Annotated in this window: 12 protein-coding genes; 9 read left to right on the top strand and 3 right to left on the bottom strand. The window is 53.1% G+C overall.

The annotated features are described in order from the left end of the window. The first annotated feature begins 28 nt into the window (after positions 1 to 28). Complete coding sequence (locus J2I46_RS03720; RefSeq protein ID WP_207327581.1) at positions 29 to 1,495, top strand: rubredoxin domain-containing protein; 1,467 nt, start codon at positions 29 to 31, stop codon at positions 1,493 to 1,495. Between the two features lie 106 nt (positions 1,496 to 1,601). Here J2I46_RS03720 and J2I46_RS03715 read toward each other — a convergent pair whose 3' ends face one another. Continuing rightward, the gene (locus J2I46_RS03715; protein WP_207327580.1) at positions 1,602 to 3,521 is read right to left on the bottom strand and encodes an SPFH domain-containing protein; all 1,920 of its coding nucleotides are present in this window, start codon (positions 3,519 to 3,521) and stop codon (positions 1,602 to 1,604) included. 475 nt (positions 3,522 to 3,996) lie between these two features. Between J2I46_RS03715 and J2I46_RS03710 the strand changes: the two genes are divergently transcribed. The 7 genes from J2I46_RS03710 (at position 3,997) to J2I46_RS03680 (ending at position 14,975) form a co-directional block, all read left to right on the top strand. After that, positions 3,997 to 5,031 (top strand): glutamine synthetase beta-grasp domain-containing protein, encoded by a 1,035-nt coding sequence (locus J2I46_RS03710; RefSeq protein ID WP_207327579.1) that lies wholly within the window; start codon positions 3,997 to 3,999, stop codon positions 5,029 to 5,031. A 239-nt stretch (positions 5,032 to 5,270) separates the two neighbouring features. Next, positions 5,271 to 7,460, top strand: coding sequence for a glutamine synthetase III family protein (locus J2I46_RS03705; protein ID WP_207327578.1), 2,190 nt, complete (start codon positions 5,271 to 5,273; stop codon positions 7,458 to 7,460). Positions 7,461 to 7,488: 28 nt separating this feature from the next. Beyond that, positions 7,489 to 8,676, top strand: coding sequence for a M28 family peptidase (locus tag J2I46_RS03700; protein ID WP_207327577.1), 1,188 nt, complete (start codon positions 7,489 to 7,491; stop codon positions 8,674 to 8,676). 28 nt (positions 8,677 to 8,704) lie between these two features. Next, the gene (locus J2I46_RS03695) at positions 8,705 to 9,271 is read left to right on the top strand and encodes a hypothetical protein (RefSeq protein ID WP_207328100.1); all 567 of its coding nucleotides are present in this window, start codon (positions 8,705 to 8,707) and stop codon (positions 9,269 to 9,271) included. Between the two features lie 91 nt (positions 9,272 to 9,362). Then, on the top strand, positions 9,363 to 10,202 hold the full coding sequence (locus tag J2I46_RS03690; protein WP_207327576.1) for an AAA family ATPase: 840 nt from the start codon (positions 9,363 to 9,365) through the stop codon (positions 10,200 to 10,202). Between the two features lie 69 nt (positions 10,203 to 10,271). Then, positions 10,272 to 11,480 (top strand): vWA domain-containing protein, encoded by a 1,209-nt coding sequence (locus J2I46_RS03685; protein ID WP_207327575.1) that lies wholly within the window; start codon positions 10,272 to 10,274, stop codon positions 11,478 to 11,480. Between the two features lie 249 nt (positions 11,481 to 11,729). Beyond that, the gene (locus J2I46_RS03680) at positions 11,730 to 14,975 is read left to right on the top strand and encodes a carboxypeptidase-like regulatory domain-containing protein (RefSeq protein ID WP_207327574.1); all 3,246 of its coding nucleotides are present in this window, start codon (positions 11,730 to 11,732) and stop codon (positions 14,973 to 14,975) included. Here J2I46_RS03680 and J2I46_RS03675 read toward each other — a convergent pair. Beyond that, on the bottom strand, positions 14,969 to 15,913 hold the full coding sequence (locus J2I46_RS03675; RefSeq protein ID WP_207327573.1) for a sugar phosphate isomerase/epimerase family protein: 945 nt from the start codon (positions 15,911 to 15,913) through the stop codon (positions 14,969 to 14,971). The two genes, J2I46_RS03680 and J2I46_RS03675, sit on opposite strands and share 7 nt — an antisense overlap. Before the next feature lie 139 nt (positions 15,914 to 16,052). Here J2I46_RS03675 and J2I46_RS03670 point away from each other — a divergent pair, with 139 nt between their 5' ends. Next, positions 16,053 to 16,667 (top strand): deoxynucleoside kinase, encoded by a 615-nt coding sequence (locus tag J2I46_RS03670; RefSeq protein WP_207327572.1) that lies wholly within the window; start codon positions 16,053 to 16,055, stop codon positions 16,665 to 16,667. A gap of 73 nt (positions 16,668 to 16,740) precedes the next feature. Here J2I46_RS03670 and J2I46_RS03665 read toward each other — a convergent pair whose 3' ends face one another. Then, on the bottom strand, positions 16,741 to 17,355 hold the full coding sequence (locus J2I46_RS03665; RefSeq protein ID WP_207327571.1) for an AlbA family DNA-binding domain-containing protein: 615 nt from the start codon (positions 17,353 to 17,355) through the stop codon (positions 16,741 to 16,743). Between the last annotated feature and the right edge of the window lie 14 nt (positions 17,356 to 17,369).

The following is a 17,369-nucleotide window of genomic DNA, read 5'->3' as shown; positions in this document are numbered from 1 at the left end:
TCCGTTCACTACCTAATTTCTTTCATCCATGCGCGATTATTTCACGGTAAAAATTAACCTGCCAGCTGGTATTGTCTCGCCCGCATCGTTGCAGAAAGTGCTGAAACTGGCCTACGAGGCCCGGGTACGTCAGGTACGGTTTGGGAGTCGTCAGCAGTTGCTGATCTCCGTTCATGGCGAGGAAATGAGACCGTTCGAGAAAGCCCTGAAAAGCGAGGCGATCACGTATGAAGTTGATACGGACAATCACCCGAACATCATCAGTTCGTATTGCGGCGAGGCGGTATTTCGCTCGGGCGACTGGCTGGGCGAAAGCGAGTACCACACCATTCTCGACCAGTTTGACTACCGGCCGAAGCTGAAGGTAAACCTGTCGGACGCCAACCAAAGCTTTACACCGTTTTTTACGGGTAACCTGAACTTCATTGCCTCGTCCGAACCCCATTTCTGGTATCTCTACATCCGCCCGAAGCAGAGCAATGCACTATTCCGCTGGCGCGATCTGGTGTATACGAATGATGTAGGTCGCCTGGCCAAAGCAGTTGAGGAGGCATTATTAAGGTCGGTAGGAGAGGATATCAACGCCAATGACCTGTACACGACGGTGATGGCTGGCAACTCGTTTATCACCCAGCCCGCCACGCAGGAGGTAGACCTGCCCGAATTTACGCTGCCGTACTACGAAGGTTTTAACCGCTACGGCGAACGTACCTGGCTGGGAATTTACCGCCGCGATGAGCTATTTCCGATCAGTTTCCTGCTCGATGTCTGCGCGCTCTGCCTTAAAACGCGGATTGGGGAAATTTGCATAACTCCATGGAAGTCATTGGTCATCAAGGCGATTACTGGTAAGGATCGGGCTGCCTGGTCGCACGTGCTTGGTAAACATAATATCAATGTACGCCATGCCGCCAATGAACTAGCCTGGCAAACCGAAGATCATACCGATGAAGGTACACGCCTGAAAAACTACGTGATCCGATTTTTCGAGAAGCATGATACGCGCACGTTTGGCTTGTGTTTTGGCATTCAAACCCGGGCCAAATCAGAGGTGTTCGGCTCTATTCTGATTCGTCGGCGGTCGGTGCTGGGCCTTGGACAACTCTCTTTCTTCAGCGTCTACGACCTGTATTTTGCCGAGAATTTCAATCCCAACAGCCGACGCTACACGCTTTTTGAGCGGGGCATATTTAAACTGCACCTGCCCGCCCGCATCGATCGGTTGTGCCATCAGTTCAACACCAGCCGCCTTAAACTGATGACTGTCAGCGCGGAACCAGCCGAACTGCCAACGCCCGCTACGGAACAGAGTCAACCGGTGCATCAATGCCCAAGCTGCTTCACGATCTACGATCCAGACTATGGAGATCTCAGACAGAACGTACCTGCTGGCCTACCCTTTGAGCAACTACCCACCGATTACCATTGCGCAACTTGCGACGAACCGAAGGCGAGCTTTGTGGCGGTTGATCTGAATGAGGTAATGGCTGGATGAGACGTACCTGATCGTAAGGTTGGTGGGCTGGGAGTTTTTGTCATCCCGACGTCAGGAGGGATGACAAAAACTCCCTCGAATTGATAAGAACTGTAAGTAGCAATCCTTACTTCCCGTTCTTACGATCGTTGCGATTACCGTTCATCTCCAGCAGTTTCAATCCAAGCAATCCGTTGATGCCACCCTCAGAACCTCCCTCGGCGCCGCCGTTGATGACCAGATCGGGAATGATCTTGATCTGACCTTTGCCGATCTCCTCGGTGATCTTGTAGCGGGTGAAGTTATCGTCGCCCATGGCCTTCACCTGCAATTCGTAGGCTTCGGCGGTCGATTTGCCAATGGCAAGAATCTTCTCGGCTTCGGCAGCACCCGTTTTGGCAATACGTTCGGCTTCGGCCTCGGCAGTCAGTTTGGTGGCATCTGCTTCGGCCGATGCCTGGCGGCGGCGGGCTTCGGCGTTGGCTTCGGCGCGTACTTTCGTGGCTTCCGATTCGGCCCCAACCTGAAGCTGTAAACTCCGCGCTTCACCTTCGCTTTTCTTTACGGCGGCATTGGCCGTGCGTTCGGCAATCTCTACGCTCTGTTGCGCTTTCACGATCTCGCGCTGCATCTCGGCAATGGCCGTTTCGCGTTCGTACCCCTGCCGTTTTTCCTGTGCCATCCGTTGCGTGTCATACGTTTTTTCCTCTTCCTGCGCCACCTTCCGGTCAGTCAGTGTTTTCATCAGGGCTTCAGGCGGAACAATGTCGCCAATGAGCGTGTCAACGGCGTTCACGTTGTAGATTTCCAACACCTGCCGGATATGCTCGCGGGCGGATTCCTGCCGTTCTTTCCGGGTGCTCAGAAAGGCGATCACGTCGGAGTCCTGCGCGGAGTTACGGAAGTAGTTGCCAATCGTAGGCTCCAGCACTTGCGACACCAGATTGACCATCGAGCCAAAACGGGCAATCACCTTGGGCGCTTCGTTGGCCGGAATGTGAATGATCTGCGCCACGTCGAGGTTGAACGGGAAACCATCGCGCGACCGTACCGTAATGGTCGACAGATTTCGGTCAAGTGCGTGCGCTTCCGAACGCGCATTCGCCCAGTTCAGGACCAGGTTGGTGGTAGGTACGTTCTCGACTTTCATCGTATACGTATTGATCGGGTATTTCCCCGGCCCCAGCGGCTCCATCCAAACGCCCCGGAACCCCTTCCTGACAATGTTGCCGTGCTTGAAGGTATCGCCGGTCATGTCTTCGCCATCTTCACCAATATAGGAGATCACCACCCCCACATGCCCGATCGCTACTTCCGTCATCGGGATCTGCTCGATCTGCACCGCCCAGGGGTTTATATAATAGGAACCTGCCAGCACCACCTGCGGCTGTAAGCCCCGGTTACCGCCATTCTGCAGGAAGCTATCGATGTTCTGGAAGTTGTTGTGCCCTTCTACCTGCCTGCCCGCAATCTGACCCGGCTGTAGTGGTGCCCCGTCGAGTGCGGTAATAATGCCGACCATGTTTTCTTTCACGTCGGTCATCGGGGCCATCGTGACCGTGAAGGCGTAGGGGTTGATCCGGTACGTACCTGGCGTCAGAATCGACGTTTGCCGACCTTTCTGCCCGCCGCTATCGAGGAAGCGGATGGTATCCTGGAAGTTGTCAGATTCCACCCGACGGGCCAGAATATTACCTGTTGGTAGCTCTTGCCCGTCGTTGGCCAATACAAGCCCTACCATCCCTTCCGGTACAACCGTGAACGGCTGCATCTCAACGCCGTATTGCCAGGGCCACATCCACCAGTATAAGCCCGGTGCGAGCATCTTAGCCTGGTAACCGGCTTCTCCCTTAGTGGCCATAATGCGTCCGTCGGGTAGCTCACGGTCAGTACCGACCAGCACGAATTTCTTGGTCACCAGGCCAATCCGGTCTTCGGGAACGATCACCATTCCGAACAGAAAGCGTAGCACGAACTTGTATAACACAATGGCTACCAATAGAATGGGCGCCCAGGCCCAGCTGGTCAAATCAGATAAAAATGTCATCGATACGGTTAGATTAAGTTGTTTTTGACAGCCGCCGTTTGGTGGCTGATCGTGGGTCAAATGTATTTACCTCCAACTTTCGTAGTGTACCCATCTGGATGTACGGTTGCCTTATGGCCGGATTGGTCGCCGGTATTGACGAATGGCAACCTCTGTTGTGCTTAAGTATATTTATGGATTATATGGTATAAAGGCGGGCCATATGAACTGAGGCTGGTAAGAATTTAAGGCAGTTCTCAACCCAAAATTGAATTTTGTCGAAATTGTGGCTTGTCGTAAAATGCCTGTGAAAACAGACGATAAATTGGTTGAAATTGTATTTAACAAACATTAATTGTAATTCAGTGTATATACCTCTATAAAATCCTGTGATTGCCGATAATTGCCTTTTTTTATTTTGGAAAGAGGGGTCTATATTTGATGCCGACAGTACCACCCACGTACCGCAAAACAATAAAACGACCTCTCCAAACACATGGCAAAGTCTAAATTAGAGTACATCTGGCTCGACGGTTACAAGCCCACCCAAAGCCTCCGGTCAAAAACGAAAATTGAAGAAGACTTCTCAGGCAACCTGGAAGATTGCTCAATGTGGTCATTTGATGGCTCCTCAACCGAACAGGCTGCTGGCGGTTCATCAGACTGTTTGTTGAAGCCCGTTTACATCTGTCCGGACCCACAACGCAAGAACGCGTTTCTGGTAATGTGCGAAGTGTTAAACGCCGACGGTACGCCACACGAAACCAACGGTCGTGCAACGATTGAAGACGATGACAATGATTTCTGGTTTGGTTTCGAGCAGGAGTACTTCCTGTACGACACGGCTACCAACAAACCATTAGGCTTCCCTGAAGAAGGTGATCCAGCTCCGCAGGGTCCATATTACTGCTCAGTGGGTGCCAACAACGCGTTTGGTCGCAACATCATTGAAGAACACCTCGACGTGTGCCTCGATGCGGGTCTGAACGTAGAAGGGATCAACGCCGAAGTGGCGCCCGGTCAGTGGGAGTTCCAGATTTTTGCTAAAGGTGCCCGTGAAGCTGGTGATCAGATCTGGGTTGCCCGTTACCTGCTGGAGCGTATCGGCGAAAGCTACGACGTAGCCATTAACTGGCACTGTAAGCCTCTGGGCGTAGATGCTGACTGGAACGGCTCAGGTATGCACGCTAACTTCTCGAATACGGCCCTCCGTACGTCGGGCAGCAAAGAAGTATACGACGCCATCTGCCAGTCGTTTGCTCCTGCAGACGTTGTTAAAGCACACATCGACGTATACGGTGCCGATAACCACCTGCGTCTGACCGGTAAACACGAAACCCAGTCGATCGACCAGTTCTCATATGGTATTTCTGACCGTGGTGCATCTATCCGTATCCCGATCGCTACTGTTCAGCGCGGTTGGAAAGGCTGGTTGGAAGACCGTCGGCCAAACTCGGCAGCTGATCCATACAAAGTAGCTGCTGTAATCATCAAAACGGTTAAGTCGGCTGCCCTGCCCGAAGTAGCTTAATCCGTTAGACTGTTCTTGCCAAAACGGCCCGTCGTTCTCGACGGGCCGTTTTTTTTGTATGTTTGGCAGGAAAAATGTTGTTCTTTAAATGAATGTGACTTGGTTAATCGGTTAACTGGTTGGCTGGTTAATCAGGTAATTGGGTGTTGGTAGCAATTAACCAATCAACTGATTAACCAGCCAGCCAACCAGCCAACCGATTAACCACCAACCAACTCCTTCACCACCAAACAGACCGAATGGCCTACCTACGTTTTAATGCCCTTGACACGGCACAAAGCCGCCAGCCGCTGGCGGTTGCTGCTCCCGCCGAACGTCTGACCGAATATTACGGAGTATATACATTCAGTAAAGACGTGATGCAGTCGCTGCTCTCGCGGGAAGCATACCTGCGCATCGCTGAAGCCATTGATACCGGCGGACGAATCGACCGAGATATTGCCGATGAAGTGGCTAACGCCATGAAATCGTGGGCGGTGAGTAAAGGCGCAACCCACTTCACCCACTGGTTTCAACCGCTGACCGGATCGACCGCCGAAAAGCACGACTCGTTTTTTGATCTGGCGAATGATGGAAAAGCGCTTGAGAAATTCAAAGGTTCGGCCCTGGTTCAACAGGAGCCCGACGCATCTTCCTTTCCGAGCGGTGGGCTTCGCAACACCTTTGAAGCGCGGGGGTACACCGGCTGGGATCCGTCGTCGCCTGCGTTCCTGATGGATAATGGCGCGGGCGGGAAGACGCTCTGCATTCCGTCGGTGTTTATTTCGTATACGGGCGAGGCGCTTGATTATAAAACGCCGCTACTCAAATCACTGGCTGCCATTGATAAAGCCGCCACAGCTGTTTGCCATTATTTCGATCGGAACATCGATAAAGTAACCCCCACACTAGGTATTGAGCAGGAATATTTTCTGGTCGATAAAGCCCTGTTTGTGGCTCGTCCCGATCTGGTTATGGCTGGCCGTACCGTGTTTGGTCATGCACCTGCCAGAGGGCAGCAGCTTGAAGATCATTATTTCGGTACCATTCCGCCCCGTGTAAATGCGTTTATGGTCGATTTTGAGTTCGAAGCGCTCAAACTCGGAATTCCGGTACGTACCCGTCACAACGAAGTAGCCCCCGGGCAGTTTGAGGTGGCACCCACGTTTGAAGAAGTAAACCTGGCCATCGATCACAACGCCCTACTGATGGACCTGATGAACAAGGTTGCCGAAAAGCACGGCTTCAAAGTGCTTTTTCACGAGAAACCGTTTGCGGGCATCAACGGGTCGGGCAAGCATAATAACTGGTCACTGGGCACCAACACAGGTGTGAATCTGCTGGGACCGAGCAGTAAACCCAAAGAAACCCTGCGGTTTATCGCCTTCATTGTCAACGTGGTAAAAGCCGTTCACGATCATGCCGATCTGCTTCGGGCAAGCATTGCTTCGGCCGGGAACGAACACCGTTTGGGTGCTAATGAAGCGCCACCCGCCATCATGTCGGTTTTCTTGGGTGATACGCTCACAAAGGCGCTCGATGACCTGGAAAACAAATCGGAAATCTCGCTGAGCAAGGGTGATAACGTGTATTATAAGCTGGGCCTGAACCGTATTCCGTCGTTGATCCGGGATAATACCGATCGCAACCGTACGTCGCCATTTGCCTTCACGGGCAATAAATTTGAGTTTCGGGCTGTGGGCGGCGGGGCCAATTCTGCCTCAACCATGATTGTGCTGAATACGATCGTGGCCGATCAGCTCATTCAGTTCCGCCGCGATCTGGAAACCCGGCTGGAAACCGGCGAGAAGAAAGAACTGGCCGTTGTGGAGGTGCTGAAACAGTATTACCGGGAATCGAAACGAATTCTGTTCGAAGGAAACGGCTATTCAGACGAGTGGGTTGCCGAAGCCGAAAAACGGGGCCTCTCCAACATCGCCTCCACGCCCGACGCGCTGAAGGTGTATCTCAAACCGGAGTCGATCGATCTGTTTGCCCGGCTGGGCGTAATGAATCACGCCGAAGTAGAAGCCCGCTACGAAATTGAGCTGGAGAAATACATCAAAAACGTGCAGATCGAGGCGCGGGTAATGGGCGATCTGGCCATTAACCATGTGGTGTCAACGGCGCTGAAGTACATGAACCAACTGGCCACAACGGCAAAATCGCTGGTGGACCTGGATATGATCAACGAAGCCCAACCGGTGAAAGCCATTATCCGCGAGCTGTCGGCGCGGGTGGTGGTGATCAAGAAAAATGTGGAGGCGATGATTGACTCACGAAAGCGGGCCAATAACGTACCTGACTCGGTTGAAATGGCCCGCCTCTATGCTACCGAGGTGAAAGGGTATTTCGACGTGATCCGTTATGAGGTAGACAAACTTGAACTGCTTATTGATGATGACGACTGGCCGCTGGTGAAATACCGTGAACTGCTTTTTGTGAAGTAGGGAGCAGATAAGCTGTAGTTTTGTGGCCATGCACCCCCTTCTGAACGCTCTTTGCCAGTTACCTCATCGCGGCGCGGCCACACCCAACGAACGTGAAGCGGCCCGCCTTCTGGCCGAACACCTGCGAAATCGGGGTGCTGCTGTCAGACTTGAGGCGTTTAGTACGCCCCAGACCTACGCAACGGTGGTTTACTGGATCACCGGCCTGCTGCTGGCAGGCATCGGCCTGGCCCTCAGCGGCGGCTTTCTGGTTGGGCAACTTGGGGTGATCCTGGGCGGGTTTGCCCTGAGTCAGGCGTGGTTGTACAGCAATTGGCGGGAAGCGCCGGTAACCCGTTTTCCTGGTCAACACCGGGCCGTAAACGTGCTGGCACAGTGGTCAATACCCGACAAGATACCGGTGAAGCTGCACGTCATCCTGATGGCTCATTACGACACCGCGCCAATCTCAATACTGTACAGCATGAAGCGCCAAAAAACTGCCAGGGCAACGCTGATCCTGTCGCTTTTCCTGATGACGCTGGGCGTTGTTCTGTCGATCATATACACCTTTGGCGGCACCTCGCCAGTTGTCTTCTGGTCGTTGTGGGGAATCGCGCTGTACCATGTTGTTCTGGCCATTGTCAGCACGCTTGGCTACCTGGTAAAAGGGTATGCCAACGGGGCGAGTGATAATGCAACCGGCGTAGTAGCGGCTATCGAAACCGCCGTCCGGCTACAGGCGGCCAGCCGATCAGGGGCATTGCCAGGTACGTTGGTTGAGGTAGTGCTGCCTTCAGCGGCAGAGGCTGGCATGCTGGGGTCATTGGCCTACCTGAGGAAAAATAAGGCAGAGTGGCCTAACGGTGGCCAAAATACAATCGTCATTAACTTCAATACGTTGGGGGCGGGTATGCTTACGGTAGTCGAACAAACCGGTACTGTTGAGGTTATCCGGTATACGAATGCGTTGACAGGGGTGGCCCGTCAGTTACTTGTTCAGCCTGATTTTGCGTTACGTGCGCAGACTGGGCAATGGCATGCCGCCGACTTTGATAGCGTCTGGTTTGTGCGGGAAGGAATACCGGCACTGGCTCTGTGCGCGCTTGATTCTGATGGAGGCATGCCACGTATTCACCAGATTAACGACGTACCTGATTTGGTCGACGAAGCGCCAATGAATACGGCGGTAGATCTGGCGGCATCAGTAGTGGAACATTGGTACAAACAGTTTTAACTAACTTGCAACAAACGAACGTTGCTCAATCATGAATTATAAGAATGAAGGATACGCCCCCGAAGAAATTGAGGGGCTCCGGGAAGAGTGCCGCGAGACAGGCCGCTCATTTATATATGTTGAAGACGAAGACCTGGATGTACTGGAATCAGGCGAATGTGCGCATATTCAATTTGTTGGAAAGGATTTTGGCGATGAGGTCATCTTCGACGGATTGATCTACACCCTGCGTCTTCACCACAGCAGCACCGTATATGAAACGGCTGTTGAGCAGATCCGGAAATCGCACCCGGAATATGTGCCACCCGAAGAGCGTCAGCCTGGCTATTCGATTGATGTGGCTAAAGATGAAGAGATCGAAGAGTTGTTGACGGAACTGATCGAGGAACTGGAAGAAACCGAAGCCGTGAAAGTGCAGGAGCACGTTGAACTGGAGCACGATTTCGAATACGGTATTGGTATCGATGTGTGCCTGAACGTGGAAGATATCAACGACGAGGTGATTGAGAACTTTATCAGCCAGTTCAACGCTGGCACCCTGAAACTGGATAAGACCCTCTACTCGTTCACCAGCGACGAAGTGGATGAAGAGTAATTCATAACGTATCGTTCTTGATCTGTCAGGTACGTTGTGAAGCGCTGGCTAGTGCAGCATACTCGACAGATCATTTTTACTTCTCTTTTCTATGCACTTCCAGGGCACCGAATCCTATGTGGCTACGCGTGAGTTGAGCGTAGCAGTCAACGCGGCCATTCAACTGCAAAAGCCACTCCTCATAAAAGGTGAACCCGGCACTGGAAAAACATTGCTGGCATTCGAAATTGCCCGCGCGCTGAACAAACCGCTGTTTACCTGGCATGTGAAATCGACCACAACAGCGCAGCAGGGGCTGTACGAATACGACGCCGTATCACGCCTCCGCGATTCCCAACTAGGCGACCGGGAGGTGGGCGACCTATCGGCTTACATTAAAAAAGGTAAACTCTGGGAAGTATTTGAAACCGACGAATCGTCCGTATTGCTGATCGACGAGATCGACAAGGCAGATATTGAGTTTCCCAATGACCTGTTGCAGGAGATCGACCGCATGGAGTTTTACTGCTACGAACTCCGGCAAACGATTTCGGCTAAACATAGGCCGGTCGTGATTATCACCTCCAATAACGAGAAAGAATTGCCCGACGCGTTCCTGCGGCGGTGCTTCTTCCACTACATCCGCTTTCCCGACCGCGAAACCATGCAGACCATCGTTGATGTACATTTTCCGGATCTGCCCGGTGAACTCATGGCGAAAGCGTTAGCCGTTTTTTACGGCATCAGGGAGGTTAAAGCGTTGAAAAAGAGGCCATCGACCAGCGAATTGATCGACTGGATTCGGCTGCTGATGGTTGCCGGCGTTACCCATAATGACCTGACAGACCTCGAAAATCTTCGCGAAGTTCCTCCTTATTTAGGCGCGCTGCTAAAAAACGAACAGGACTCCGACCTCCTGACCGCCCTACGAACAAAAGGACGCAATTATTGACAGCAAATAATGACCAGTTATCAGTGATCCACTGACTGATAACTGATCACTGCTACCTGTTGACAACGTATGTTTCTCTCCTTCTTCTTACTACTTCGCCAGCATGGACTTCCGGTTACACTGTCGGAGTACCTGACGTTGCTCAATGCGTTACGGAGTGATGTGGGCGGCGTAACGATCGATGACTTTTATTACCTCAGTAAAACGACGCTGGTCAAACACGAACAACACCTCGACCTGTTCGATCGGCTATTTGGCAACTGGGTATCAGAGCAGCCCGATGGCTCGGCGTTATCTGAAAACCTTCCCGATGTGCCGCCCGACTGGCTGAAAAATGCGTTGTCGCTCAACCTGAGTGATGAAGAAAAAGCGGCCCTGGACGCCGCCGGTGGTCTCGATGCCCTCTATGAACGGTTGCGTACGCTCCTGGCCGAACAGCAAAATCGGCATGAAGGAGGCAGCGAATGGATCGGGACAGGAGGCACGTCGCCCTTCGGAACGGCTGGTTATGCGCCGAAGGGATTCAACGTCGACAAGTCAGCGGAAGGGCAGGGAAATCGGACCGCATCAAAAGTCTGGGAAAACCGCGCTTATAAAAACCTGGATGACGGCATTGAACTGAACACCCGGAACATGAAGATGGCGATGCGTCGCCTGCGAATTTTAACCCGTGAGGGTGCCGCCGATGAACTTGATCTGGATGAAACCATTTTGGAAACCAGCCGGAACGGTGGCTATCTGGATATCAAACTCCATCCGTCGAGGCAAAATCGGGTTAAAGTGTTGATCCTGTTCGACGTGGGAGGCTCGATGGACGAGCATATCGACCTGTGTAATCAACTGTTTTCGGCCGCCCGGTATCAGTTTAAACACCTTGAGTTTCTGTACTTCCATAATTGTGTTTACGAAACACTCTGGAAAGACAACTCACGCCGACGTGAGCGGTTACTGACCTATGAGGTGCTTCATAAATACAACAAAGAGTATAAAGTGATCTTCGTGGGCGATGCCGCTATGTCGCCCTATGAGATTACCCAGTCCAGAGGGAGCGTAGAACATTACAACGAAGAAGCAGGCATTGTCTGGCTCGACCGGTTTAAAAGACAGTATCCGCACCTGGTCTGGCTAAATCCGTCACCGGCGGGCTATTGGCAATATACCCACAGCACCACGCTCATCCGCGACTGGTCGGGTAACCGCATGTTTCCGCTCACACTAGCCGGGCTGGGGCAAGCCATGAAATCGCTGAAAAACCCGAAGGTAACGTTTGAGGGGTGACGCAGACCTCCTGCGCCGAATCAATGAGGTTGAGAGTCGCCTTTTGGGGCAAGTATGCAGCACTTACCGGCATGTAGCAGACCGGTAGCCTGCAAAGGGCCGTGAGTAACGTTGCTTACGTACTAAATCTGAGCTGATTGCTGCGTTGGTGGCCTCAAATTGGTTAAGTTGCCTTGAAATTGAGCCGATTGGCTTTTGTATCTGATGGGCACTTTATATCGCATTTGCCAGGGGTGTTATCTGCTACTATTGCTCGCTTTTTGCCTGGGTAACGTACCCAGCCAGGCACAGTCAGTGCAACGGGCAACGTTAACGGGCCGGATCACCAATGCCACCGACGGGCAGGCATTGCCATTCGCCAGTGTGTATCTGAACGGAACAACAAAAGGCACGACGGCCGATCAGAACGGGCAGTTCACGTTGACGGACGTACCGTTTGGCGCCATTGAACTGGTCGCCTCATATACCGGGTTTTCGGCCGTACGCCAGGCGATGCGCATTACAGAAGCCAGGCCTCGTCCGGTTGCCATTGCGTTGCTGTCCATGACCAACATGCTGGCTGGTGTAGTGATAACGGCGAAAAAAGATAAAACCTGGACACGGCAGCTTGAACAGTTTGAACGGGATCTGCTTGGCGAATCATCGTTTGCCCGTCAATGTACCCTTATCAATCCAGACGTTCTCCAGTTTGAGGAGTCTGGCGGTACGCTGACAGCCACTGCAAGCGAGGCCCTGCGTATTGAGAATCAGGCACTGGGTTTCCAGATGACTTATACGCTGCTGGGATTTCGGAGCCAGGCAAAAACGGGAAAGGTTGTTTTTGGCGGAACAACACTGTTCAGGGAATTGACGCCCGAATCACCAAAACAGACCAAGCAATGGCAGCGAAACCGGATACTGGCTTATCAGGGGTCACTCCGGCATCTATTGGCCAGCCTGGCGGCCAATACTTATGAGCAGGAAGGATTCATGGTGTATCAGACCGACCCCGCTCACCCGTTGGTGGATAACCCGCCCCCGTCATTATCCGGTGAACTGGGTCGTCATCTGAAGCCGTTCAATGCAAAATTGATGGTCACGCCAGGTACGTTGCCACATGAACGCTGGCTGGTTAGCGCAAGTCCGCTTGACGTCTTTTACACGAAGATCACATCGCGCAATTCGCCATATCGTGATGCGCAGTATGCTTTTTCGCAGATCGTTCTGCCCCAGCTTTCGCTTGGCTTTACCGTAAACGGGCAGATCACGTCGCCGCGTGGTTTCGAAGCGGTTGGTTACCTCAGCAACGACCGGCTCGCCAATTCGCTGCCCGATGACTGGCAAACCGATGCCGCCTCTCCCGTTCAGCCACTCGCCTCCCGCCGCGATTCGACCCGTAGCCAGGAAGAAATAAAACCAGTTGCAGAATCCACCCTCGATTCACTGGTTCAGCGTTGGAAACGGCAACCGGCAGAAGCGCCAAAACCGGTTTTCGTACAGATCAACAAACCCCTGTACATGACTGGTGAGCGCCTCTGGTTGAGCGGTTATTTGCTCGATGCCCGTTCGCGGCGTTGCGATTCCGCACAGGTTGGTCCGGCTCTGTCTGTTGAATTAGTGAGCGCATCGACCAACAGGCTGGTTCAACACCAGTGGCTACCCGTTGAAACGGGTCGAACAAGCGGGTCATTTCAACTGTCGGATACGCTGACTTCAGGTACGTACTGGTTACGGGCCTATACTGAGGTAGACCGGCTACAGGGAAAAACTGCCTTTGAACGGCCGTTCTGGATCGTGAACCCGACAGTTCCATTGCCTGAGTCACCCGCCAGTACGACTGTCAGTGAACCAATCCGTAATGCCTGGATGCCAATGAGTGAATATGTAGAGGAGGCACCGGGGGCACCGTATCGGGTAACCGTGAACGTGGATAGTGCCCAGTTTTCACTGACATTGAACGCCCGTTTGAAAACCCGGTTTCAGACAGTGTATGTGTTGGTTGAGAGCCGTGGCAGGCTTGCGCTGTCTGCCTACGTACCTGTTCGGGCTGCCTCCACCACAATGCGGTGGTCAACGCGTACCTGGCCAACCGGTACCGCCTGGATTTCGCTAATGGATAGTACCGGACGAATCTGGGCCAAACGATCGGTGCGCGTGGCCGAACGGGCGGGCGACATCGCCGCCACGATTACCACAACGAGAGCAGGTACGTTTGGTCAGCCGGAAGGCGCTGTAGTCGTTTCGCTGCATGATGACGTTGGTAGGCCCGTTGTTGCACAGGTGTCTGTTTCCGTTGCCGACGCAGCCCTGACCCCCTCCGACTCGATGGTGCCGGGTTTTGCTGATTATCTGATGATCCTGGATAGCCGCCGTGTAACGCAACCGATACCTATGTCTGCAGCCGCAGACATCACGCTTCACGGTCAGGTTTCGACAACTGAAAAGCACCCTGTCAATGTGGTCCTGCTGGCAACTGGCCAGCAGGGAATTCAGTCCCGCTCTACGCAGACAGACGCCGGTGGCCATTTTCAGGTTCGGCAGTTATCGCTGGCAGATTCGGCCCGGGTTATGGTGCAGGTAACTAACCGGCGGGGCAAACCAGTTGATGCATCTGTTACGTTCCCGGTTGGGGCCAATCTTGGCTTACTGCCATTCTGGCCAGATGCCGCCGCGCAGTTTCGGCCGTGGAAAGCGTTTATCGAGTTGGCCCGCCAACGGCAACTGGCCGACACAACCCGGTACCGCCAACGTGATGCCCGCCAACTCCGCGAGGTGGTGGTGCGAACGAATCGACCGATCGACGAACGGCCCGCCGATATACAACTGCGGAGCCTGCACAGCCAGATCGATCAAACCATTATCCTGAATAAAGACACGCCACCGTTCGAGAATCTGTACCTGCTCATGCGAGCCAAAGTGCCGGTTCTCCGGGTAGATGAGGTACTGGCTGGCGGACGTACAGCCTACTCCGTGAGTTTTCCCGGTGCTTCGTCGGTTATGAATTCGCAGGTTGCCCCCGTAGTTAGCCGGGGAGCACCACCACAACCCACAATGGTGAAAGCCCAGGCTGGCATACAGAACCCGCTTTTTCTGATCGATGGCTTCCCGATTGATGATACCGACGGCACCCAATTGCTGTCATTTTCGCCTACTACCATCGAGCGTATCGAAGTGTTAAAATCGGGCGCTGTGGCGGCGATGTATGGCACTCAGGCCAGCAAAGGCGTGATTGCTTTTTACACGAAAACAATGCGTGAGGCCGCCAAAGCAAAAGGAGTCAGCCAACACCTGCTGCTGGGTTATCCCGCCAGCAGACCGTTCCCGAAAGCAACGTCCGCAGCGGCTGGCGATGTACTGGCCTGGGAACCGATAGCAACTACCGATCAGGCCGGGCAGTTACAGATACCGCTCACTATTCCCTCAACTACCAGGCTGCTGCGCGTAACCATTCAGGGTGTATCAGCCGATGGACAGCCCATCTATAGCGTACAAACGGTATCGCTAAAGCCTCACTGACCAAACACGGTTTGGGCAGTAGCCAACGTTTGTTTGTGAGCTGTAACGGCATCCAGTGTGTTGGGCGAACCGGTTTCCAGGCATTGTTCCATCACAATCAGGGGGTTAACTTTTATCGCGTCCAACGCGGATGCCAGTCGTGAATAATCAACGTCACCGGTTGGCGTAAATGTCTCAGACCAAACCCCTTCCTTCGATTGCCTGACGTGCAGTTCCACAATACGTTTGCCATACAGCTTCACCACATCGAACAGCGCTATCTGCGAATTCTCTGACCCCCGGTACACCCAGTGAGCATCGAGGCAGAGCGATACGTTGTTGGGGTCGCTGCCCAGCATCATGTGGTGAAATTCGCGGGCAGCGGCGCGGTGCTCCGGGGCATGGGTGTGGTAAGCCAGCGTCAGGCCTCGCTTTCGGAGTGCCGCACCCAGCCGGTCGAGGTTACGTACCTGTTCGATCAACTCAGCATCTGTTTTATTGTCGGCCGACCCCCACTTGATCGGATTAGGGTTGGTGACGATGATGCGCGTGCCCAGCGTTTTGGCCAGATCGGCAATGGCGAGTGCGGCGGCGATTGAGGCGTCGGCTTCGTTGGGGTTATGCAGCGAGCTATTCACGTAGAGTGAAGGCATGGCGAGGCTATACTTTTTTAGTAATGGGCCAAGTATCTGTACTTGTTTCAGCGAATCAACGCCCGGTTCGTAGGCCCTGAACCCTGAGGCGACAAAATCGCTGAGGGAAGCTTCAGGGTCCTGCATCCAGATCTTGCCAGCCCGGTTGTAGAAGGTATTCCAGGTGTAGGAATTACAGGCGATGAGCGGCGAAGCAACCAGCAGCCCGCTTACAGGCATCGCACCGGCAACCAGCGGCGAAGGGATAGTTAGCGTGGTGGCGCCCAGCGTGACTGATTGAAGGAACTGACGGCGTGTGGTGGTCATGGCGGTTTTGTGGTTTTACCAGTAAAGGAACACCGTATCCCAATTTCCCGATGAGTGACTGGTTATTTAGGTTGCGAAAGCCGACGTAAAGCCGGATTTTTGAGCCACTAACTTGTCTTTACCAATCACGACGTCGTTCATGCACATTGCGATTACCGGGAATATCGGTGCCGGAAAAACTACCCTGGCTCAACTTTTAGCCACTCACTATGGCTGGGACGTCCTCTACGAAGCCGTAGAAGGAAACCCCTATCTGGCTGATTTCTACGGTGATATGGCCCGTTGGTCGTTTCATCTGCAGATTTATTTCCTGAACAGCCGATTTGAGCAGGTTCAAAAAATCAGGGCATCGGGTCGAAGTGTCATTCAGGACCGGACGATCTATGAAGATGCCTATATCTTCGCCAAAAACCTGTACGATACGGGCAAGATGATCCCGCGCGACTATGAAACATACCGGAGTTTGTTCGATAATATGGTTGGGCTGGTGCGCCCGCCCGATCTGATGATCTACCTCCGCGCTGATCTGCCTAAGCTGACCGGCCAGATCAGGAAACGGGGCCGTGATTTCGAGCAGGCTATTAGTCCCGATTACCTGGAAAGCCTGAATGGGCTTTACGAAGATTTTGCCCTGACCTATTCCGCCGGCGACCTGCTCGTTATCGATGTGAATAATCTGGACTATGCCAACCGTTCCGCCGATCTGGAGTATGTAATATCGCTGATCGACAGGCAGTTAACGGAAAAGGTTTAACCGGTGAGCCAACGAGTAGTCGGTGGCTTGGCTTGAGCCCTGGCCACTCGTTGGCTCACCGTCTTTGTACCGGTTACTTCAATGAGTAACGTGCCGGGCGGGGTTTATCGACCATCAACAGAATGCCTTGGGTTGTCAGTGCACGAAGGAGCTTCGTGGCGCGGTAATCGGAGATGTTGACGAGTTTGCCCAATCGTTCGGCCGTGATACTGTCGTGTTTGCGGAGAAACTGAAGCAAATTCTTCACCATTGGCGTTTGTATCAGCTTCTTGTCTACCGTCTCTAGGTCGAGCATCAGGTGGTTTGTGGGCACTGATTTGTCGCGCTGGCGAACGTAGATCGTGCGATTTCCCCGCTCGTCGAGGGCTGTATGTGGCTTTTCGCTGCTTTCCGGAATAGTAAGTAGCAGGATAGTTTTTCCGTCTAGTCGCCGGGTCTCGTAACTGATGTCGATGGGTGGTTCGATCAGAAAATCGGTGGCCCGTTCAATCTTCTCCATCTCCTTGTATTCGGAATCGATACCGACAATTTTTCCGTCGTCGGCAATGCCGATCAGCAACGTACCACCGCTTGTATTGGAAAATGCCGTGAGCGTTCTGGCAATGCGGTAGGGCGTTGAGAGCGTGCTTTTAAATTCAAGCTGAATGCCTTCGCCGCGGGCAATAAGTTCAGGTATAGAAGCTGCCATATACAATATAAACG

It is taken from the genome of Fibrella forsythiae (genome assembly GCF_017353175.1).
Lineage (GTDB): Bacteria > Bacteroidota > Bacteroidia > Cytophagales > Spirosomataceae > Fibrella > Fibrella forsythiae.
The sequence above is the reverse complement of the archived record's forward strand: the minus strand, read 5'-3'. Positions and strand labels throughout refer to the sequence as shown.

What these genes read in the sequence shown, in the direction of transcription:
- J2I46_RS03700 (WP_207327577.1), top strand. Translation starts at nt 7,489, where the DNA reads ATGCACCCCCTTCTGAACGCTCTTTGCCAGTTACCTCATCGCGGCGCG.
- J2I46_RS03715 (WP_207327580.1), bottom strand. Translation starts at nt 3,521, where the DNA reads ATGACATTTTTATCTGATTTGACCAGCTGGGCCTGGGCGCCCATTCTA.
- J2I46_RS03690 (WP_207327576.1), top strand. Translation starts at nt 9,363, where the DNA reads ATGCACTTCCAGGGCACCGAATCCTATGTGGCTACGCGTGAGTTGAGC.
- J2I46_RS03720 (WP_207327581.1), top strand. Translation starts at nt 29, where the DNA reads ATGCGCGATTATTTCACGGTAAAAATTAACCTGCCAGCTGGTATTGTC.
- J2I46_RS03670 (WP_207327572.1), top strand. Translation starts at nt 16,053, where the DNA reads ATGCACATTGCGATTACCGGGAATATCGGTGCCGGAAAAACTACCCTG.
- J2I46_RS03665 (WP_207327571.1), bottom strand. Translation starts at nt 17,355, where the DNA reads ATGGCAGCTTCTATACCTGAACTTATTGCCCGCGGCGAAGGCATTCAG.
- J2I46_RS03710 (WP_207327579.1), top strand. Translation starts at nt 3,997, where the DNA reads ATGGCAAAGTCTAAATTAGAGTACATCTGGCTCGACGGTTACAAGCCC.
- J2I46_RS03705 (WP_207327578.1), top strand. Translation starts at nt 5,271, where the DNA reads ATGGCCTACCTACGTTTTAATGCCCTTGACACGGCACAAAGCCGCCAG.
- J2I46_RS03685 (WP_207327575.1), top strand. Translation starts at nt 10,272, where the DNA reads ATGTTTCTCTCCTTCTTCTTACTACTTCGCCAGCATGGACTTCCGGTT.
- J2I46_RS03675 (WP_207327573.1), bottom strand. Translation starts at nt 15,913, where the DNA reads ATGACCACCACACGCCGTCAGTTCCTTCAATCAGTCACGCTGGGCGCC.